The following is a 16138-nucleotide window of genomic DNA, read 5'->3' as shown; positions in this document are numbered from 1 at the left end:
CTCGACGCCAGCGTCGAAGTCCTGTTCTTCCCCAAGTCCTACGAGATGTTCGCCGACTGCCTGGTCGAAGACACCGCCTTGGCGGTCAAGGGCCGAGTCAACGAACGGGAAGGGAGCATCAGCGTGTTCGCCTCCGACGCCGTGCCGGTGGACATCTCGGCAGCGGAAACCGACGCGGGCGTCAACCCCGTGACCCTGGAAGTGGAAGCCCGCTACGTCGACGTCGACTACATCCACGAGCTCCGGTCCACGCTGCGGGCGCACCGGGGCAGCACCCCGCTGCGCGTCGTGGTCCGCCACGGTGCGAAGCAGACCAAGCTCGCGGTCGACCAGTACCCCATCGACCCGAGCCCGGCGTTGTTCGGGGAGCTCAAGAGCCTGCGAGGGACGCGCGTCCTCGCCTGATCCGCGTCCCCGCCCCTCGTCACCAGTGCGCTTCAGGAGGAGCATTCCGTTGGCAGTCAAGATCGTGCACACCACGCGGGCGCAGGAGCTGCGGTTCGGCAGCCGGGCGGCGGCGGAGCGCTACGCCGCCCAGCACGGCGGCAGCAAGGCGTGGTGGATCACGACCGTCCCGCGAGCGGTGGTTGCCCGGGACGCCCGGGCAGACAGCCGCGCCTGAGCTGGTCCGACCGCTTCCGGCCGGACCAGCTCGGGCGCGGGCGCCCCGACGTCACGCCGGGCGGCTAGCCGGTGATCATGGTGGCGATGTCGTTGACCGTCCGGAAGTTCCGGGCGACGACCGCGTCCGGCGGGACCTCGTGGTCGAACTCGCGGTGGATGAAGGCGAGCAGCTCCGCGATGTTCATCGAGTTGACGATCCCCCAGTCGAGCAAGGGTGTTCCGGCGTCCAAGCGACTCGCCGGGTCGTCTTGCAGGAACCGCTCCCGGATGAAGCTCAGCAGCCGTTCGGACACGTCGGTCCGCTTCATGTGTTCTCCTCCCAGTGCAGATCATTCCCGTGAACGGGGGTCCGGCGACGGCCGTCCGCCCCGACCTCAGCTCATCCCGCGCAGCAGCGCGCCACGATCGGTCTTGCCGTTGCTCGTCCTGGGCAGGGACGGCACGAGGTGCACCCCGTCGGGGATCATGTAGCGCGGCAGCTTGCCCGCCAGGTGCCGCTTGACCTCCAGCACCCCGAGCTGCTGCCCCGGGTTCGCGACCACGAACGCCTCCAGCCGGGCGTCCATCCCCGCTCCGCGCACCACCGCGGCGGCCTCCGCCACGGCGGGGTGCTGGGCTATCGCCGCCTCCACCTCGCCGAGCTCGATGCGGTTGCCGCGTACCTTCACCTGGTGGTCCAGGCGTCCGACGTAGTCGAAGGACCCGTCGTCGAGCACCCGCACCACGTCGCCGGTCCGGTAGGGGCCGTGCTGCGGCTCCCGTCCCCAGTAACCCAGCATCACCGTCGGGCCCGCGACGACCAGCTCCCCCTCCTCGCCGGGTCCCGCCACCGCGCCGTCGGGCTGCTCCGCCCAGACCTCGTCCCCGCAGGTGGCCTTGCCGATCGGCACCGGCCGGTCGCGCCGCAGGTCCGCGTCCGCCACTTCGTGGGCGGTGCACACGTTGGTCTCCGTCGGCCCGTAGAGGTTGAGCAGGCGGGCGCCGGTCCACCCGCGCAGCTTCCGGACCTGCCCGATGGGGAACGGTTCGCCCGCGAAGAGCACGGCGCGCAACGCCGGTGGCGCTGGTCGGTCCAGCAAACCGCCGTCGCGCATCATCATGCTGAGCACCGAGGGGACCGAGTACCAGACGGTGATCCCGCGGCTGTGCAGGAACTCGGTGAGCTGCACCGGCGCGTACCCGAGCTCGGCGGGGACGAGGTGCACCGAGGCGCCGGCGGCGAACGCGACGTAGAGGTCGAGCACCGAGAGGTCGAAGGTCAGCGGGGCGTGGTTGGCTAAGCGGTCGGTGTGCTGGGCCCGCAGCACCCGCGCCGCCCAGTCCACGAATGCCCGGGCGTTGCCGTGGCTGATGCTGACGCCCTTCGGCGTTCCCGTCGAACCGGACGTGTAGAGGATGTAGGCCAGGTCGTCGGGGTCGGCGCTCACCACCTCCGGTGCCTCGGCGGTTCCGGCCAGCGGTGCGGACAGGTCGAGCCACGCCGTTGCCGGGGGCAGGCCCTCGACCTGCGGGCCATTGGCGCACAGCACCGCCGCGTCGCAGTCCCGCGCGATCGCCGCCACCCGGCCCGGCGGGCTCGCGCCGTCGACCGGGACGTACGCGGCTCCGATCCGCAGTGCCGCTTGCATCGCGGCGATGGTGGTGGGCGACTTGGCGGACCAGACCACCACCCGGTCCCCCCGACCGGCTCCCAGGGTCGACAGCCGGTGCGCCAGCCGGGTCGCCACCTGGTCGAGCTCGGCGTAGCTCATCCCGCCCGGTGGTCCGGCGACCGCTGGTCGGTCCGGGTGGCGCGCCGCCGAGTCGATCAGCAGGGCGTGCAGGCTCACAGACCCACCTCGCGCGCGATGATCTCCCGCTGGATCTCCGTGGTGCCGGAGAACAGCGTGGTCGGGACCGAGTTCCGCAGGTAGCGCTCGACACCGCCCGGGACCAGGTAGCCCGCCGCGCCGAAGATCTGGATGGCGCTGAGGCTGTTGGCCACCGCGGCCTCGGACACCGCCACCTTGGCCAGGGCGGTGGCCGCGGCCTGGCCGTCGCCCGCCTGGTCGATCAGCCAGCAGGCGCGGTACAGCAGCAGCCGGGCGCTCTCCAACCGCTGCTTCATGGTGGCGATCTGGTGCGACACGGCCTGGAAGCCCCCGATGGCGCGGCCGAACTGGCGCCGTTGCCCGGCGTGCGCGACGCAGCGTTCCAGCTGGTCGTCCATCATGCCGACGTAGGCGGCGAACAGGCACGCGCGTTCCCAGTTCATGGCGTGCGCGAAGATCGCGGAGCCCTGCCCTTCCGCGCCCAGCAGGTGGCTGTCCGGCACGTGGCAGCTGGTGAAGCTCACCCGGCCCGCCGGACACCCCTCCAACCCCATCTTCTCGAACGGCTCACCGCGGGTGACACCGCCGAGCTCGGTGGAGACCACGAGAGCGGAGATCCCGAGGAACCCGCCACCGGGTGATGTCGAGGCGTAGGTCAGCAGCAGGTCCGCGTTGGGCCCGTTGCTGACGAACGACTTCTCCCCGTCGACCACGTACGAGCCGCCGTCGTGGCGGGCGGTGACCGACAGCTTGCTGGTGTCCGAGCCCGCCTCGTCCTCGGTGATGGCGTTGGCCGCGACCAGCTCGCCGCTGGCCAGCCCCGGGAGCAGGTCGCGGCGGAGGGCTGGCGAACCGAAGTCCCGGATGGGCACGGCCCCGGCCAGCAGGTGGGCGCACACCGCGAAGACGAACCCGGTGTCCGGGCACCCGCGGCCGAAGGCCTCCAGGCAGATCGCCGTCTCGAACGCGCCGAGGCCGCTGCCGCCGTGCTCCACCGGGACGCACAGGCCGGTGAGCCCCAGGTCGGCGGCTGCCCGCCACTTGTCCGCGAACTCGCCGTCGCCGGTCAGCCGCTCCCGCGTGCCGCGGAGGACTTCCTCGTATCGCTGGGTCTGGGCAGCGGTGAGCGCGAAATCCATCGACATCCTCACAACGGGGCGTGGGGCAGGGTGTGGACGCACCGGTGGAGCTCGATCGGTACCGGGCACGTCGGTTCGGGGAATGACCACCGCAAGTGGCTCCCGGCACGAGACCGGCTGTTCCCCAGGCGCGAACGAACTCCAGCCGATGTCGGCGCGCTTGCAGTCTTGCCCAGCCCGTTGACGGGCTCAATGGAACCTTCGGACACTCGCTGGCGCACATGTCCGAAGGTTCAATTTACTGCTGCTGTACGAGCTGAATAGAAAGTGACGGGCAGTGCGCTCGACGCGAGAGGCACGAGCCGAGAACGATTCCCCGCTGCGGCGCGATCCGCCCCATCGCCCGCTCGACCAGGAAAGCGAGCGTGACCCGACCGATGGGTGATGTGTTCCTCGCCGGGATCGCCGGCATCCTCCCACCCGCTGTGCCGGTCGAGGAGGCTCTCGCCGCCGGCGCCTGGACGCGGCGGGAAGCGGCGGAGACGCAGCAGCTGTCGGTCACGGTGGCGCCGCCCGAGCAGCACTCACCGGACCTGGCGGTCGAGGCCGCGCGGCTCGCGCTCCAGCGCGCGCAGCGCAGCCCGGCGCAGATATCGCTCGCGCTGCACTCCATGATGCTCTCCCCCGGTGGGCGGCTCTGGCACGGCGCGGCCTACGTGCACCGGCAGCTCGGGGTTCCCACCGGCCGGTGCATCACCACCGACCTCGACTGCGGGTGCGACAGCTCGCTGGTCGCCTTCGAGCTCGCCTCGGCGTACCTGCGGGGCCGGGATGAGTCGGAGCTGGCCCTGGTCACCGCGGCCGACTGCTGGCGCGCACCCGAGGTCGACCGCTGGCGCTCCTCCACCTGCCCGTTCGGCGACGGGGCGGCGGCCGCGGTGCTGTCCCGCCAGGGCGGGTTCGCCCGGATCGCCGGCATCTCCTCGCTGAGCGATCCCGAGCTGGAACCGGTGGGCCGCGGCCTGGAGCCGTTCACGCGGGACCACGAGAACCCCGCCGGGCCGGTCTACCTGCGATCGCGCGGCAGCGAGATCGTGGACGCCGAGCGCATCTGGCCGACGGTGACCCGGGACGTGCAGCAGGTGGTGGCCGCGGCGGCCGAACAGGCGGGCGTCGCCGTGTCGGACCTCGACCACGTGGTCTGCCCGTTCCTCGGGCACGACCTGACCAAGCAGGAGTTCCTCGACCCGCTGTCGCTCGACTTCAGCGCGATCCCGTGGGACTTCTCGCGCCGGGTGGGCCACCTCGGTCCGGCCGATCCGCTGGCGGGCCTGGACCATCTCGTCAACGTCGAGCGGGTGAGCTGGCGGTACGCCCTCCTGCTGGCCTACGGGGTGGGCGGGATCTTCACCGCCGTGGTCCTCGAGTCCACCAGGGCCTAGGCGCCCTCCGCTGCCCCGGCCGAGCACGAGCCGGTGGTGTCCGACCTCGCCCCCACCGCGTGGGTAGTGTTGCCCAGGCGGAGGAACTGGACGCGGTGCGGTCACGGGAGGGCCAGGATGGAACTCGACCTCGGTGCGGTCCGGGCTTTCATCGCCGTCGCGGACACCCACTACTTCAGCGAAGCCGCTGACCTGCTGGGGATCACCCAGCAGGCGACCTCCAAGCGGATCGCGAAGCTGGAGACCGCGCTGGGCACGACCTTGCTGCACCGCGCCCAGGGCGGCGCCAGGCTCAGCGAGGACGGTGCCGCGTTCCTCCAGCACGCCCGGCCGCTCCTGGCGCTGGCCGACCAGGCCGTGGAGTCGATCCGGGCCCGCAACCGCCCGCTGCGGGTGGACGTGATCGGCACCCGGCTCCCCGCCACCGAGCTGGTCAGGTCGTTCCACGACAGCCACACCGACGTGGAGATCGACATCGTCACCTCGCACGGGCTGCGCAGCGGGCGGACCGCGCTGACCAACGGCTCGATCGACGTCGCCTTCGCCCGGGTGGCGGGCGCGCTGGACCCGAGCATCGAGCACACCCCCGCCTACCTCGGTCCCCTGCACGTGCTCGTCGGCAGGGCGCACCCCCTCGCCGACCGGCGGCAGGTGCGGTTGACCGACCTCCGGGAGTCGACCGCCTGGATGCCGGGCAACGAACCCGGCAGCGAGTGGGCCGACTTCTACGACTGCCTCGCCCAGGAGTTCGGGCTCACCATCGACACCTCGGGGCCGAACTTCGGCCTCGACCACATGCTGGACTACCTCGCCGCGTCACCGGACCGCTTCACCTTCGGCGGCGAGCTGCTGCGGGTCCCGTGGCACCCGGGGATCGTTCACCTCCCCATCGTCGACCCGACGCCCGTCTACCTGCACTCCATGTTGTGGCAGCGGGACAACCGGCACCCGGTGCTGCCCCGGCTGATCCACCACATCACCTCGCGCCGGCGGCCGTTCGACCCCGAGCACCAGTGGCTGCCAGCGGCGGACATCGAAGCGAGCAACCTCGCGCCAACGGCAGTTGACGAACGCCCGGACCAGCCCGGCTGAAGCCCCGGTCGTCAGGCCGGTAGTCCGACCAGGTCGGCGCTGCGCTCCCACAGCTGCTGGCACCGCTGCGGGTCCGTGGTGTGCGGTTCGAGCTCGACCCGGGAGCGGTCGGCGTAGAAGCCGCCGGTCGCGCCGTCCACCGCGGGCGAGGTCGCCAGCCACACGGGCATGTCCGCTCCGACGTCCGGGCCGGGCAGCTCCTCGTCCTGGCCCGCGCTGGGCTGCGGGCTGGGTGGTGGCAGGGTGCCGTCCTGGTAGGCCTGCATGATGAACGGGCCGATCCCGGGCGCCTCCCCGCCCAGGCCGGTGCCCGCGATCATGCCGGGGTGGCAGGCGTTGACGGTGGTGGCGCTGCTGGCCAGCCGACGCGCGAACTCGTGGGCGAACATCAGGTTCATGTTCTTGATCCGCAGGTAGGCGTGGTAGGGCCGCAGCTCGGCGGGTTCGCCCAGCCGCTCCGGCCGGGCGAAGGTCAGGTCGTCCAGGTCGACCGGTTCGGGGGCCAGCAGTGCCGGGTCGGAGGCCACCAGGACCAGCCTGGACCGGTCCGCCACCGCGGCGAGCTCCCGCAGCAGCAGGTAGGGCGCCAGGTAGTTGGTGGTCAGCATCCGCGGCAGGCCGTCGGAGGTGCGCCGGTCCAGCGGGGCGACCACCGCGGCGTTGCTGACCACCACGTCCGGGGGCGGTCCGGCGCGCAGCCTGCCGACGAGGTCGCGCACCTCGTCGAGTTCGGCGAGGTCGGCCCGCTCCAGGCGGAGCTCGGCCCGCGGCACGGCGGCGGCGATCCGCTCCCGCGCCGCCGCCAGGCGCGAGGCGCTTCGGCCGACGAGCGTGACCGACATCCCCGCACCGGCCAGTCGTCGCGCCGTCGCCTCGCCGATGCCGTTGGTCGCACCGGTCACCACCGCGTGCAGCACAGCCGCCCCCGCCGGGTTCAGCGGTCCGCCGCGAACTGGGCGATCCGCGGGTAGCGGTCGTCGGGCGGCAGCTGGCCCGGTTCCAGGCCGGGCTGCTCGTGGCCGGGGTGCGGCCGGTAGGTCGACTCCGCGTCGGTGTAGGTGGTGATGAACGCCACCCGGGACTCCGCCGAGGTGTTGGGGCCCGCGGTGTGCCCGGTGCGCCACTGGTGGAAGGTGACGTCGCCAGCCCGCAGCGGGACGGTGACCCGGCGGTCCCAGGCGAGCTCCGGCCACCCGTCGAACAGGTAGGTGTCGGGGTTCTCCTGGGCCGCCGACAGCGACGCGCGGTAGGGGTCGGGGCGGCGGTGCGAGCCCGGGATGAAGGTCATGCAGCCGCGCTCGACCGGCACGTCGACCAGCGCGATCCAGGCGTTGAGCGTGATCCGGCCGTCCAGCGGCGCGAGCGTGAGGTCGTCGTGCCACATGGTCGGCTGCTCGTCGCCCGGCGACTTGATCAGCGCCTCGCCGCCCCACACCCGCAGCTTGACCCCGGCCAGCTGCTCGGCGATCGCGCCGAGCTTGGGGTGGCGCGCGAGGTCGCGCAGGACCTCGTCGTCCTGGAACGCGCCGGAGGTCATCTGGACCGCGGTGCGGCCGACGCGCAGGCCCAGACCGGCCAGCTGCCCCTGGCTCTCGATCGCGGCCCGGGCACCGTCCCGGTACCGCGCGACTTCCTCCGGGGTGAGCACGTTGGGGATGAGTGTGAAGCCGTCTTCCCGGAACTGGGTGACGTATCGCTCCGCGAGCGCGTCGGACCGCGTCTGGGGCGTCGTGTCGGTCACGTCGGTTTCTCCCGTCATGCCTGGGCCACGGTGGACGCCCATTTCTAAACTCGGCGGCGGCCGGTCGTAAATTGCACCTTCGTGCATCCCGCCGGTTCCGGTGTACGAAGGTCCACTTCAGGTGCGGGTCCGGCATGAGCGAAACTCCGTGCATGCCAACACCGGCCGCCCGCCGCGGTGGCTGGACTCCTCCTGCCCGCATCCGCCCCGCGCGGTCACCGCGCCCGAGATGTGTTGAAGGTGCCATGCGACAGGTCGTCGAGGAAGACGCGACACCATGACCACACCCGATGAGAAGCAGGCCGCGCAACGCGATTTCCCGATGCGCCGCCAATGTCCGTTCTCCCCTCCTGAGGAGTACGCGCAGCTGCGCGAGGAGGGTCCGCTCGCCCGCGTGACGCTGCCCACCGGGCGCCAGGCCTGGGTCGTCACCCGGCACGCCGAGGTGCAGCAGGTGCTCGCCGATCCCCGGATCAGCACCGACCTCACCTACCCCGGGTTCCCGCTGCTGACCGACGACCCCGGGATGCAGCAGTACGAGCTGCACGAGGGCGAGTTCTTCAACATGGACCCGCCCGAGCACGACGTGTACCGGCGGATGCTGATCCCCGAGTTCAGCGTCAAGCGGGTCCGCGCGCTGCGGCCGGGAATCCAGTCCATGATGGACGGTCTGGTCGACCGGATGCTGGCGCAGGGTCCCCCGGCCGATCTCGCGGAGTCCTTCGCGCTGGTCGTCCCGTCCCTGGGCATCTGCCAGCTGCTCGGCGTCTCCTACGACGACCACGAGTTCTTCCAGGACCGGATCCGCAGCCGCAAGATGATGGACTCCGAGCAGATGCGCAACTCGGTGGAGGAGCTGCGGGCCTACACCGACGAGGCGATCACCCGCTCCGAGCAGCAGCCCGGCGACGACCTCATCGGGCGGCTGGTCACCGAGCGGATCGCGACGGGCGAGGTCACCCACGAGGCCGCCGTCGGCATGGTCCTGCAGCTGCTGATCGCCGCGCACGAGACCACCGCGAACATGATCATGCTCGGCACGCTGACGCTGCTGCGGCACCCGCAGCAGCTCGCCGAGCTGCGCTCCGATGCCTCGCTGTGGCCGGGCGCGGTGGAGGAGCTGCTCCGGTACCACACGATCGCGGACGGGCCGACGTTCACCCGGATCGCCAAGGGCGACATCGAGGTCGGCGACCAGGTCATCCGCGACGGCGACGGGGTGTTCGCGCTCTGCGCCTCGGCCAACCACGACGAGCGGGCCTTCGAGCGCGCCGGTGAGTTCGACATCCACCGCAACGCCCGCCACCACGTCGCCTTCGGCTACGGCGTGCACCAGTGCCTCGGGCAGAACCTGGCCAGGGCGTGGCTGGAGACGGCCTACGAGACGCTGTTCCGGCGCGTGCCCACGCTCCGGTTGGCCGTCGACGTCGACGACCTGGAGTTCAAGTACGACGCCGCGATCTTCGGAATCGACGAGTTCCCCGTTGCCTGGTAGGAGTTCCCGTTGCGCATCTCCGCGGACAAGGACCGCTGCATCGGTGCCGGCCACTGCGTGCGCGCGGCTCCCGACCTCTTCGACTCGGGTGCGGACGGGCGGGTGACCGTGCTGCGGCCGGAACCCGACCCCGCGCGCGCCGGACTCGTGCGGGAGGTCGTCGGACTCTGCCCCAACACTGCCATTTCCCTGTCCGGCGGACCGGACGAGCCCTCTGATGAAAGCGGTGGCAACCTCATGACAGTCAAGAACGACGATGTGGCCGGTTTCTACAACGGCACCGACAAGTTCAGCACGGCCGGCCGGATCGACGCGCTGTGGGGGCAGAACCTGCACTTCGGCTACTGGGAGGACGACTCCGACGACAGCCCGATCGAGGTGGCCACGGACCGGCTCACCGACCTGATGATCTCGGGCCTGGACCCGCAGCCGGGGCAGCGCGTGCTCGACATCGGCTGCGGCAACGGCAACCCGGCGATGCGCCTGGTGCGTTCCCGGGACGTGCGCGTCGTCGGCATCACCATCAGCGAGCTGCAGGTCGAGCAGGGGCAGGCGCGGGCGGCCGAGGCCGGTCTCGCCGACCGGGCGGAGTTCCGGTACGCCGACGCGATGGACATCCCGTTCCCGGACGGGTCCTTCGATGCGGCCTGGGCGCTGGAGTCGATGCTGCACATGCCCGACCGCGGTCAGGTGCTGGCGGAGACGGCGCGCGTGCTGCGCCCGGGCGGGCGGCTGGCGATCGCCGACGTCGTGGAGCGCGGCCCTGTCAGCCCTGAGGGCAAGGTGGTGATGGACCACATCCGGGAGACCTACAAGATCCACTCGCTCGGCACGGTCGAGGAGTACCGCGAGCAGCTGGCCGCGCACGGCTTCGTCGACGTCGAGATCCGCGACATCAGCGACAACGTGCTGCGCACCGGGATCAAGCTGGCCGATGCCGTGGACGCGAGCCGCGACCAGTTCCTGGAGCACGCCTCCGCGGCGGAGGTCGACACCTTGACCCACTTCATGCGCCAGGCGGCGGTCACGCCGGAGAACGGCTACCTGTTCATCACCGCCAAGCGCCGCTGACGACGACGGCGAACGGGGGGCGGGTCCGGTGCGGACCCGCCCCCCGTTCGGCGTCCCAGGTCACTGCCCGTCCGGGCGGGTCCCCCGTTCGAAGGCCTCGGCGATGCGCTGGTTGCGCTCCTCGATCAGCGGGCGGGACTCCTGGTGGGTGCAGGCGTGCAGGTCGCCCGCCTTGATGGCCCGGACCACCACCGCGCCCGCCTCCTCCGGGGTCAACCACCGGTGGGCCTGGAACTCCTCGTCGGTCAGCTGGAAGTCGGTGAGCGCGCCGCCCGCGTAGCGCTCCGGCCGGTTCCGGGTGCTGGTGCCGACGTTGGTCAGCACGGTGGAGGGGCACAGCACGGTCGCCCCCACCTTGGAGCCGTCCTGCTCCAGTTCGGCGGCGAGCGTCTCGGTGAGGGCCACCACGCCGAACTTGCTCACCGCGTACGCGCCGAGTGGCGAGGCGGTGTACATCCCGAAGATCGACGCGGTGTTGACGATGTGGCCGCCGTCCTCGTTGGCCTCGAGGATGGGCAGGAAGGTCTGGACGCCGTGGATGACGCCGTAGAGGTTGACGCCGAGCATCCAGTGCCAGTCCTCGATCTTCATGTCGGCGATCCGCGCGATCGGGCTGATGCCCGCGCAGTTGAAGACCACGTGCGCGGTGCCGAAGCGGTCGAGCACCGCACTCGCGAGCGCCTGCACGCTCCCCAGGTCGCTGACGTCGGTGTGGATGCCGACCGCGCCGATCTCCTCGGCGGTCTTGTCCAGCGCGTCGCGCTCGACGTCGGCGATGACCACCTGCATGCCCTCGGCGAGGAACTGCTTCGCGGTGCCCTTCCCGATTCCGGAGGCACCGCCGGTGACCACGGCGACCTTGCCGCGCAGGTTCGGATACGCACTCATCTGTCCTTGGCTCCCATGTGTCGTGGTTGGGGCTGGATCACGTCGTCACGCCACCGGCTGCTTGCCGACCGGGCGGGGCAGCCCCAGCCTCGCGCGCAGGGTGCCGCCCGAGGCGGCGGGCAGGTGGCGGCGCACCGCGGTGGCGCTGTCCACCAGCGCGTCGGCGTCGGGCGCTGACAGGGTGAAACCGTCGACGAGCCCGCTCCCGGCGAGCCCGGTCAGCTGCTCGACGGGGGTGTCCGCCGACTGCTCCAGCAGGATCCGGACGTCCTCCGGTCGGCGCCCGGCGCCGGTCGCGGCCGCGGTCACCGCGTGCCGGATCTCGGCGACCTCCTCCGCCTGGTCGTTGGGCACGACCGCCACGTCGGCGACGCGGCCGGCGAACTCGGCGGTCCCGGTGCCCGTGATGCGCTTCACCAGCACCGGGTGTCCCTGCGGTGGGCGGGCGATGTTGAGCGGCCCGGCCACGTCGAAGTGCTCGCCCACGTGGTTCAGCGCGTGCAACCGCTCCGGAAGGAAGTAGATGCCGGACTCGCGGTCGCGGAGGAACGCGTCGTCCTGGAAGCTGTCCCACAGCCCGGCCAGCACCTGGGCGAACTCCTCGGCTCGGGCGAGCTGCCGGTCGGCTCCCCCGACGTCGCCAGCGCGGTAGTTGGCGGCCTCGGCCTCGTCACCGGGAGCGCGCACCTCCCAGCCCGCGCGGCCGCCGCTGAGGTAGTCGATCGTCGCCAGCAGCCGCGCGACGTGGTACGGCGCGAGCTGCCCGGTCGAGATCGTCGGCACGAGCCCGATCCCCTCGGTGGACACGGCCAGCGCCGCCGCGAGCGTGCCCGCCTCGAACGCCCTCGCCCCGTCCGGCCCGGTGCACTGCCGGTCGTCCAGCAGCACGGCGTCGATGCCTGCCCTGTGCGCGGCGCGCGCCCAGTCGCGGGCGCGGGCGAACGCAGCACGGCCGGTCTCGCCGCCCTCCAACGGAGCCGTCAACCGCGCGAACAGCAACGTGGTCATCGCACACCTCCCACCAGCGCCTCGGTGAGGCCGAGATTGTCCCGCAAGGTGCCTTCGACGTACTCGGTGCGCACCAGGCCCCGCCGCCGCAGCTCCGGCACCACGTGGTCGACGAAGTCGTCCAGCGCTCCCGGCAGGTAGGGGAAGTCGATGAGGAAGCCGTCCGCCGCAGCCTGGGTGAACATCGTCTCCATGTGGTCGGCGAGCTGCTCGGGGGTGCCCGCGACGATGTCCGCCGCGGTGCGCAGGGAGAGCTCGCGCAGCGTCAGGTCCTCCCGGTGGGCCAGGTCGATCCAGCGCTGGGCGGTGCTCTGCGAGCGGTTGTTGACCGGGAGGTCCGGCACCGGCCCGTCCAGCGGGTAGCCGGTCAGGTCCACATCGCCGAGCTGGTCCTGCAGCGCGCGCAGGGCGACGATCTCCGGCATCACCTCCTGGAGCTCCCGCACCCGCTGCTTCGCCTCGGCCTCGGTGCTCGCCACGACCGGCTGCAGGCCGCTCCAGATCTGGATCGACTCCGGTGGGCGGCCGTGCTCGGCCGCGCGCGCCTTGAGGTCGGCGTAGAAGTCCTGGGCGTCGGACAGCCGCGTGTGCCGGGTGAACAGCACTTCCCCGTGCCGCGCGGCGAACTGCCGACCGACCGGGGAGGCACCCGCCTGGAAGATCACCGGCCTGCCCTGCGGCGAGGGGGCCACGTTGAGCGGTCCGCGGACGCTGAAGAACTGGCCGGTGTGCTCGACGGGCTCCGCGCCGGAGGTCCAGAGCCGGTTCGCCACCGAGAGGAACTCGTCGGCCCGCGCGTAGCGCAGGTCGTGCTCCATGTGCTCGGGGAAGCCGAAGTTGCGCGACTCCCAGGGCGCGGCCGAGGTGACCACGTTCCACCCTGCGCGGCCACCGCTGAGGTGGTCCAGCGAGGCGAACTTGCGGGCGAGGTCGTAGGGTTCGTTGTAGGTGGTGGTGGCGGTCGCGGCGAGCCCGATGTGCTCGGTCAGCGCGGCGTAGGCCGACAGCAGGGCCAGCGGCTCGAAGTGCTCGTTGCGCGCGGTGCGGCTCAGGTGCTCGACGTCGGTGCCCCAGAGCGCCACCACGTCGGCGACGAAGATGCAGTCGAACACGCCCCGTTCGAGGGTGACCGCGTTGCGCTGGTGGAATCCGAAGTCGAGCTGGGCGTCGGCTTGGGTGAGCGGGTGCCGCCACGCGGCGATGTGCCCGCCCGGGCCATCGATGCTCGCGCCGAGTCGCAGCACCCTTCCCGGCTGTGCCATGGGTCCTCCCTCAGGTCCGGGGCAGCTCGGTGACGGTGGCCGCGTCCGGACCGGTCCGCGGGCCTGGGGTGAAGCGGGCCGGCATCTTCACGTAGCCGTTGATCTGACCCACCGTGGAGTACTTCTCGGCCGCTCCGGGCACGATCTGGTAGTCCGGCATGCGCCGCAGCACCTCGCCGATCACGACCTCGAAGTCCATCCGGGCGATGTGGCGGCCGATGCAGCGGTGGATCCCGATGCCGAACGCGGCCTGCTTGCGGGCGTCGCGGTCCAGGTCGATCACGTCCGGGTTCGGGAACGTCTTCGCGTCCAGGTTCGCGGCGGCCCAGGACAGCAGGACGCGGTCGCCCTTGCTGATCGGGCAGCCGCCGACGGAGGTGTCCTCCAGCGCGGTGCGCCCGACGCCCACCACCGGCGTGTAGTACCGGAGGAACTCGTCGCAGGCCGCCGGGATCTGCTCCGGTGAATCGATGAGCCTGCGCCGGGCCTCCGGGTTCCGGTCCAGGTAGTCCAATGTGGAGGCCAGCAGCGCGGTGGTGGTGTCGACACCGCCGGGGATGACGGCGTTGCAGACCGCCACGATGTCGTCGTCGGAGATCTTCTCGCCGTCGATCTCCACCTGCGTCAGGAAGCTGATCAGGTCGTCACCGGGGTCGGCGCGCCGCTGTGGGATGACGTCGCGCACCGTCCCGACGAGCTGGCCGAAGCCCGCCTCCACGCGGTCGAACTCCGGCGTGCCCGGGTGCGTGTAGACCAGGGCGTGCACGACGTCGGCGTACAACCGCCAGTCGTCCATCGGCAGCCCGACGATGTCGAGGGTGATCAGCGCCGGGACCGGGTTCGCCAGGTCCAGGACGAGGTCGATCTCGCCGCTCTCCACGCACTGGTCGACGCACCACGTGGCGTACTGCTGGATGCGCGGGCGCAGCCGCCTCGCCGCGGGCGGCGAGAAGAAGGAGTTCAGCTGCTTGCGCCACTGCAGGAACTCGGGTGGGTCGACCTCCAGTGGAATCCCGCGGAACGACGAGGCGGGCACCACGGTGCCCTGCGGTCGTCCCGGCGTGTTGGGCAGCTCGTGCTCGGAGGAGAACACCTCGGGCCGGTGCGCGACCTCCGACACCTGGTCGTAGCCGGACACCAACCAGAACCCGCCGTGGTGCCGGCTGTAGGCCACGGGGGTGTGGGTGTTCAGCGCGATGTTGGCGGCCCAAGGATCGCGGGCGTACTCCGCGGAGTGGTGGTCGAAGTCAACTTCCGGGCTCTTCTCGGACATTCTCATCCTCGGGGTCCGGCGGGAGGGGCACGGCACGTAACGTCGTTCGTACCCCACCGGAACCGGGGTTTGAATTGGACCTTCGTACGCCGTGCCGTGCTGCTCTGTACGAAAGTGCTATTCAACTGCGGTGGTGTGCGAGCAAGGATGGGAACGACCGCTCTGACGCGGCACGCCCGGCGGAGGGGGCGCAGCGCGCCGCCGGCATCGCGAGAGACCTGACCACGGGCCAGCGAGGTGGCAACGGATGAAACACGTACTGCTCGGAGCCAGCGGCCTCGGCACGTCGGCGTTCGTGCTCGGCACCGCGACGTTCGGTGATCAGACCGACGAGGCCGAGGCGGGCCGGGTGCTCGACGTCTTCGTGGACTCCGGCGGGCTCCTCGTGGACACCGCGGACGGCTACGTCGACGGCCGCTCCGAGCAGGTCATCGGCCGCTGGCTCAGCAAGCAGCCCGCGGAGGTGCGCGGGCGCGTCCTGCTGTCGACCAAGGGCGGCGGGTACACCACGAGTGCCGCGATGAACGAGTGGGGCAACTCCAGGCACAACCTGACGCGGGCGCTGGAGGACTCGCTCAGGCGCCTCGGCGTCGACTCGGTGGCCCTCTACCAGATGCACACCTGGGACCCGCTGACCCCGCTGGACGAGACGATGTCCTTCTTGGACGGTGCGGTCCGCCAGGGCAAGATCCGCTACGTCGGGCTGTCCAACTTCACCGGCTGGCAGCTGCAGAAGGCCGTGGACCTGGTGCGGGAGCTCGGCCTGACCGCCCCGGTGACGCACCAGGCCCAGTACAGCCTGCTGTGCCGCGAGGTGGAGTGGGAGATCATCCCGGCGGGCAACGCCAACGGCCTCGGGCTGCTGGCGTGGTCGCCGCTCTCGGGTGGGCTGCTCACCGGCAAGTACGCCCCGGAGGCCAGCCCGGCGGACTCCCGCTTCGCCGACCAGCTGGAGCGGGGGCTGATGCACGACAACTACGTCTCCGCGCTCTACAGCAGCCACGTCGCGCGGGACCGCACGTGGGAGGTGCTGAAGATCCTGCGCGACATCGCCACCACGAGGGACGTGACGCCCGCGGCCGTCGCGCTCGCCTGGGTGGCGGCCCGACCCGGGGTGAGCGGGGTGGTGCTCGGCGCCCGCAACGTCGAGCAGCTCACGAGCAACCTCGCGGCCAGCGACCTCACGCTGGAGCAGGAGGAGATCACCCGGTTGGACGAGGCGAGCGACCCGAGCCCGGCAGGCTACCCGTACGGCGCGTTCGGCACGGCGCTGCGCTCGCGTTCGCTCCCGTAACCGGCGGCCGACCAGAGCCCTGCCCGCGCTGCGGGAAGCCCAGTACTGCCAACGACTT

Annotated in this window: 15 protein-coding genes and 1 pseudogene; 7 read left to right on the top strand and 9 right to left on the bottom strand. The window is 71.6% G+C overall.

What is annotated here, in order from left to right:
- Positions 1-405: pseudogene (locus tag ABT324_RS30420) on the top strand (DNA polymerase III subunit alpha); the annotation flags it as partial.
- Positions 406-454: 49 nt separating this feature from the next.
- Positions 455-622 (top strand): hypothetical protein, encoded by a 168-nt coding sequence (locus ABT324_RS30415; protein ID WP_351184461.1) that lies wholly within the window; start codon positions 455-457, stop codon positions 620-622.
- A gap of 64 nt (positions 623-686) precedes the next feature.
- On the opposite strand, the gene ABT324_RS30410 is transcribed toward ABT324_RS30415, so the two are convergent.
- The 3 genes from ABT324_RS30410 to ABT324_RS30400 all read right to left on the bottom strand — a co-directional run bounded on the left by ABT324_RS30410 (position 687) and on the right by ABT324_RS30400 (position 3574).
- Positions 687-932, bottom strand: coding sequence for an acyl carrier protein (locus ABT324_RS30410; RefSeq protein ID WP_351184459.1), 246 nt, complete (start codon positions 930-932; stop codon positions 687-689).
- A 66-nt stretch (positions 933-998) separates the two neighbouring features.
- On the bottom strand, positions 999-2453 hold the full coding sequence (locus ABT324_RS30405; protein ID WP_351184457.1) for an amino acid adenylation domain-containing protein: 1455 nt from the start codon (positions 2451-2453) through the stop codon (positions 999-1001).
- Positions 2450-3574, bottom strand: a complete 1125-nt coding sequence (locus tag ABT324_RS30400; RefSeq protein WP_351184455.1) for an acyl-CoA dehydrogenase family protein — start codon at positions 3572-3574, stop codon at positions 2450-2452. The genes ABT324_RS30405 and ABT324_RS30400 overlap by 4 nt, the downstream gene beginning before the upstream one ends.
- Before the next feature lie 365 nt (positions 3575-3939).
- Here ABT324_RS30400 and ABT324_RS30395 point away from each other — a divergent pair, with 365 nt between their 5' ends.
- Both ABT324_RS30395 and ABT324_RS30390 read left to right on the top strand, forming a co-directional pair.
- The gene (locus tag ABT324_RS30395; RefSeq protein ID WP_351184453.1) at positions 3940-4956 is read left to right on the top strand and encodes a ketoacyl-ACP synthase III family protein; all 1017 of its coding nucleotides are present in this window, start codon (positions 3940-3942) and stop codon (positions 4954-4956) included.
- A gap of 117 nt (positions 4957-5073) precedes the next feature.
- A complete protein-coding gene (locus tag ABT324_RS30390; RefSeq protein WP_351184451.1) occupies positions 5074-6048 on the top strand; it encodes a LysR family transcriptional regulator in 975 nt (324 codons plus the stop codon).
- A gap of 11 nt (positions 6049-6059) precedes the next feature.
- Here ABT324_RS30390 and ABT324_RS30385 read toward each other — a convergent pair whose 3' ends face one another.
- On the bottom strand, positions 6060-6953 hold the full coding sequence (locus tag ABT324_RS30385; protein WP_351184449.1) for an SDR family NAD(P)-dependent oxidoreductase: 894 nt from the start codon (positions 6951-6953) through the stop codon (positions 6060-6062).
- A gap of 29 nt (positions 6954-6982) precedes the next feature.
- The gene (locus ABT324_RS30380) at positions 6983-7789 is read right to left on the bottom strand and encodes a phytanoyl-CoA dioxygenase family protein (protein WP_351184447.1); all 807 of its coding nucleotides are present in this window, start codon (positions 7787-7789) and stop codon (positions 6983-6985) included.
- Between the two features lie 277 nt (positions 7790-8066).
- Between ABT324_RS30380 and ABT324_RS30375 the strand changes: the two genes are divergently transcribed.
- Together ABT324_RS30375 and ABT324_RS30370 are read left to right on the top strand one after the other, a co-directional pair.
- Complete coding sequence (locus tag ABT324_RS30375; RefSeq protein ID WP_351184445.1) at positions 8067-9284, top strand: cytochrome P450; 1218 nt, start codon at positions 8067-8069, stop codon at positions 9282-9284.
- A gap of 9 nt (positions 9285-9293) precedes the next feature.
- Positions 9294-10355 carry a methyltransferase domain-containing protein gene (locus ABT324_RS30370; RefSeq protein ID WP_351184443.1) on the top strand — a complete coding sequence of 354 codons (1062 nt, stop codon included), beginning with the start codon at positions 9294-9296 and terminating at the stop codon, positions 10353-10355.
- 60 nt (positions 10356-10415) lie between these two features.
- Here the strand turns inward: ABT324_RS30370 and ABT324_RS30365 are convergent, their stop codons facing one another.
- Genes ABT324_RS30365 through ABT324_RS30350 form a run of 4 tightly spaced genes read right to left on the bottom strand, consistent with a single transcriptional unit; the run spans position 10416 to position 14786 of the window.
- Entirely contained in the window at positions 10416-11243 is an 828-nt protein-coding gene (locus tag ABT324_RS30365; protein WP_351184441.1) for an SDR family NAD(P)-dependent oxidoreductase, read from the bottom strand.
- 45 nt (positions 11244-11288) lie between these two features.
- Positions 11289-12251: an LLM class flavin-dependent oxidoreductase gene (locus ABT324_RS30360; RefSeq protein WP_351184439.1), complete on the bottom strand. Its 963-nt coding sequence runs from the start codon at positions 12249-12251 to the stop codon at positions 11289-11291.
- Positions 12248-13513, bottom strand: a complete 1266-nt coding sequence (locus tag ABT324_RS30355; RefSeq protein ID WP_351184437.1) for an LLM class flavin-dependent oxidoreductase — start codon at positions 13511-13513, stop codon at positions 12248-12250. Before ABT324_RS30355 ends, ABT324_RS30360 begins: the two co-directional genes overlap by 4 nt.
- A 10-nt stretch (positions 13514-13523) precedes the next feature.
- The gene (locus ABT324_RS30350) at positions 13524-14786 is read right to left on the bottom strand and encodes a cytochrome P450 (RefSeq protein WP_351184435.1); all 1263 of its coding nucleotides are present in this window, start codon (positions 14784-14786) and stop codon (positions 13524-13526) included.
- Between the two features lie 247 nt (positions 14787-15033).
- On the opposite strand from ABT324_RS30350, the gene ABT324_RS30345 reads away from it, so the two are divergent.
- A complete protein-coding gene (locus ABT324_RS30345) occupies positions 15034-16080 on the top strand; it encodes an aldo/keto reductase (protein WP_351184433.1) in 1047 nt (348 codons plus the stop codon).
- Positions 16081-16138: the final 58 nt, after the last annotated feature.

The organism is Saccharopolyspora sp. NPDC000359 (assembly GCF_040300525.1).
Lineage (GTDB): Bacteria > Actinomycetota > Actinomycetes > Mycobacteriales > Pseudonocardiaceae > Saccharopolyspora.
Note: the sequence above shows the minus strand (reverse complement) of the source record. Positions and strands in the feature narration are given on the sequence as shown.

What these genes read in the sequence shown, in the direction of transcription:
- ABT324_RS30410 (WP_351184459.1), bottom strand. Translation starts at nt 932, where the DNA reads ATGAAGCGGACCGACGTGTCCGAACGGCTGCTGAGCTTCATCCGGGAG.
- ABT324_RS30400 (WP_351184455.1), bottom strand. Translation starts at nt 3,574, where the DNA reads ATGGATTTCGCGCTCACCGCTGCCCAGACCCAGCGATACGAGGAAGTC.
- ABT324_RS30390 (WP_351184451.1), top strand. Translation starts at nt 5,074, where the DNA reads ATGGAACTCGACCTCGGTGCGGTCCGGGCTTTCATCGCCGTCGCGGAC.
- ABT324_RS30375 (WP_351184445.1), top strand. Translation starts at nt 8,067, where the DNA reads ATGACCACACCCGATGAGAAGCAGGCCGCGCAACGCGATTTCCCGATG.
- ABT324_RS30365 (WP_351184441.1), bottom strand. Translation starts at nt 11,243, where the DNA reads ATGAGTGCGTATCCGAACCTGCGCGGCAAGGTCGCCGTGGTCACCGGC.
- ABT324_RS30360 (WP_351184439.1), bottom strand. Translation starts at nt 12,251, where the DNA reads ATGACCACGTTGCTGTTCGCGCGGTTGACGGCTCCGTTGGAGGGCGGC.
- ABT324_RS30355 (WP_351184437.1), bottom strand. Translation starts at nt 13,513, where the DNA reads ATGGCACAGCCGGGAAGGGTGCTGCGACTCGGCGCGAGCATCGATGGC.
- ABT324_RS30350 (WP_351184435.1), bottom strand. Translation starts at nt 14,786, where the DNA reads ATGTCCGAGAAGAGCCCGGAAGTTGACTTCGACCACCACTCCGCGGAG.
- ABT324_RS30345 (WP_351184433.1), top strand. Translation starts at nt 15,034, where the DNA reads ATGAAACACGTACTGCTCGGAGCCAGCGGCCTCGGCACGTCGGCGTTC.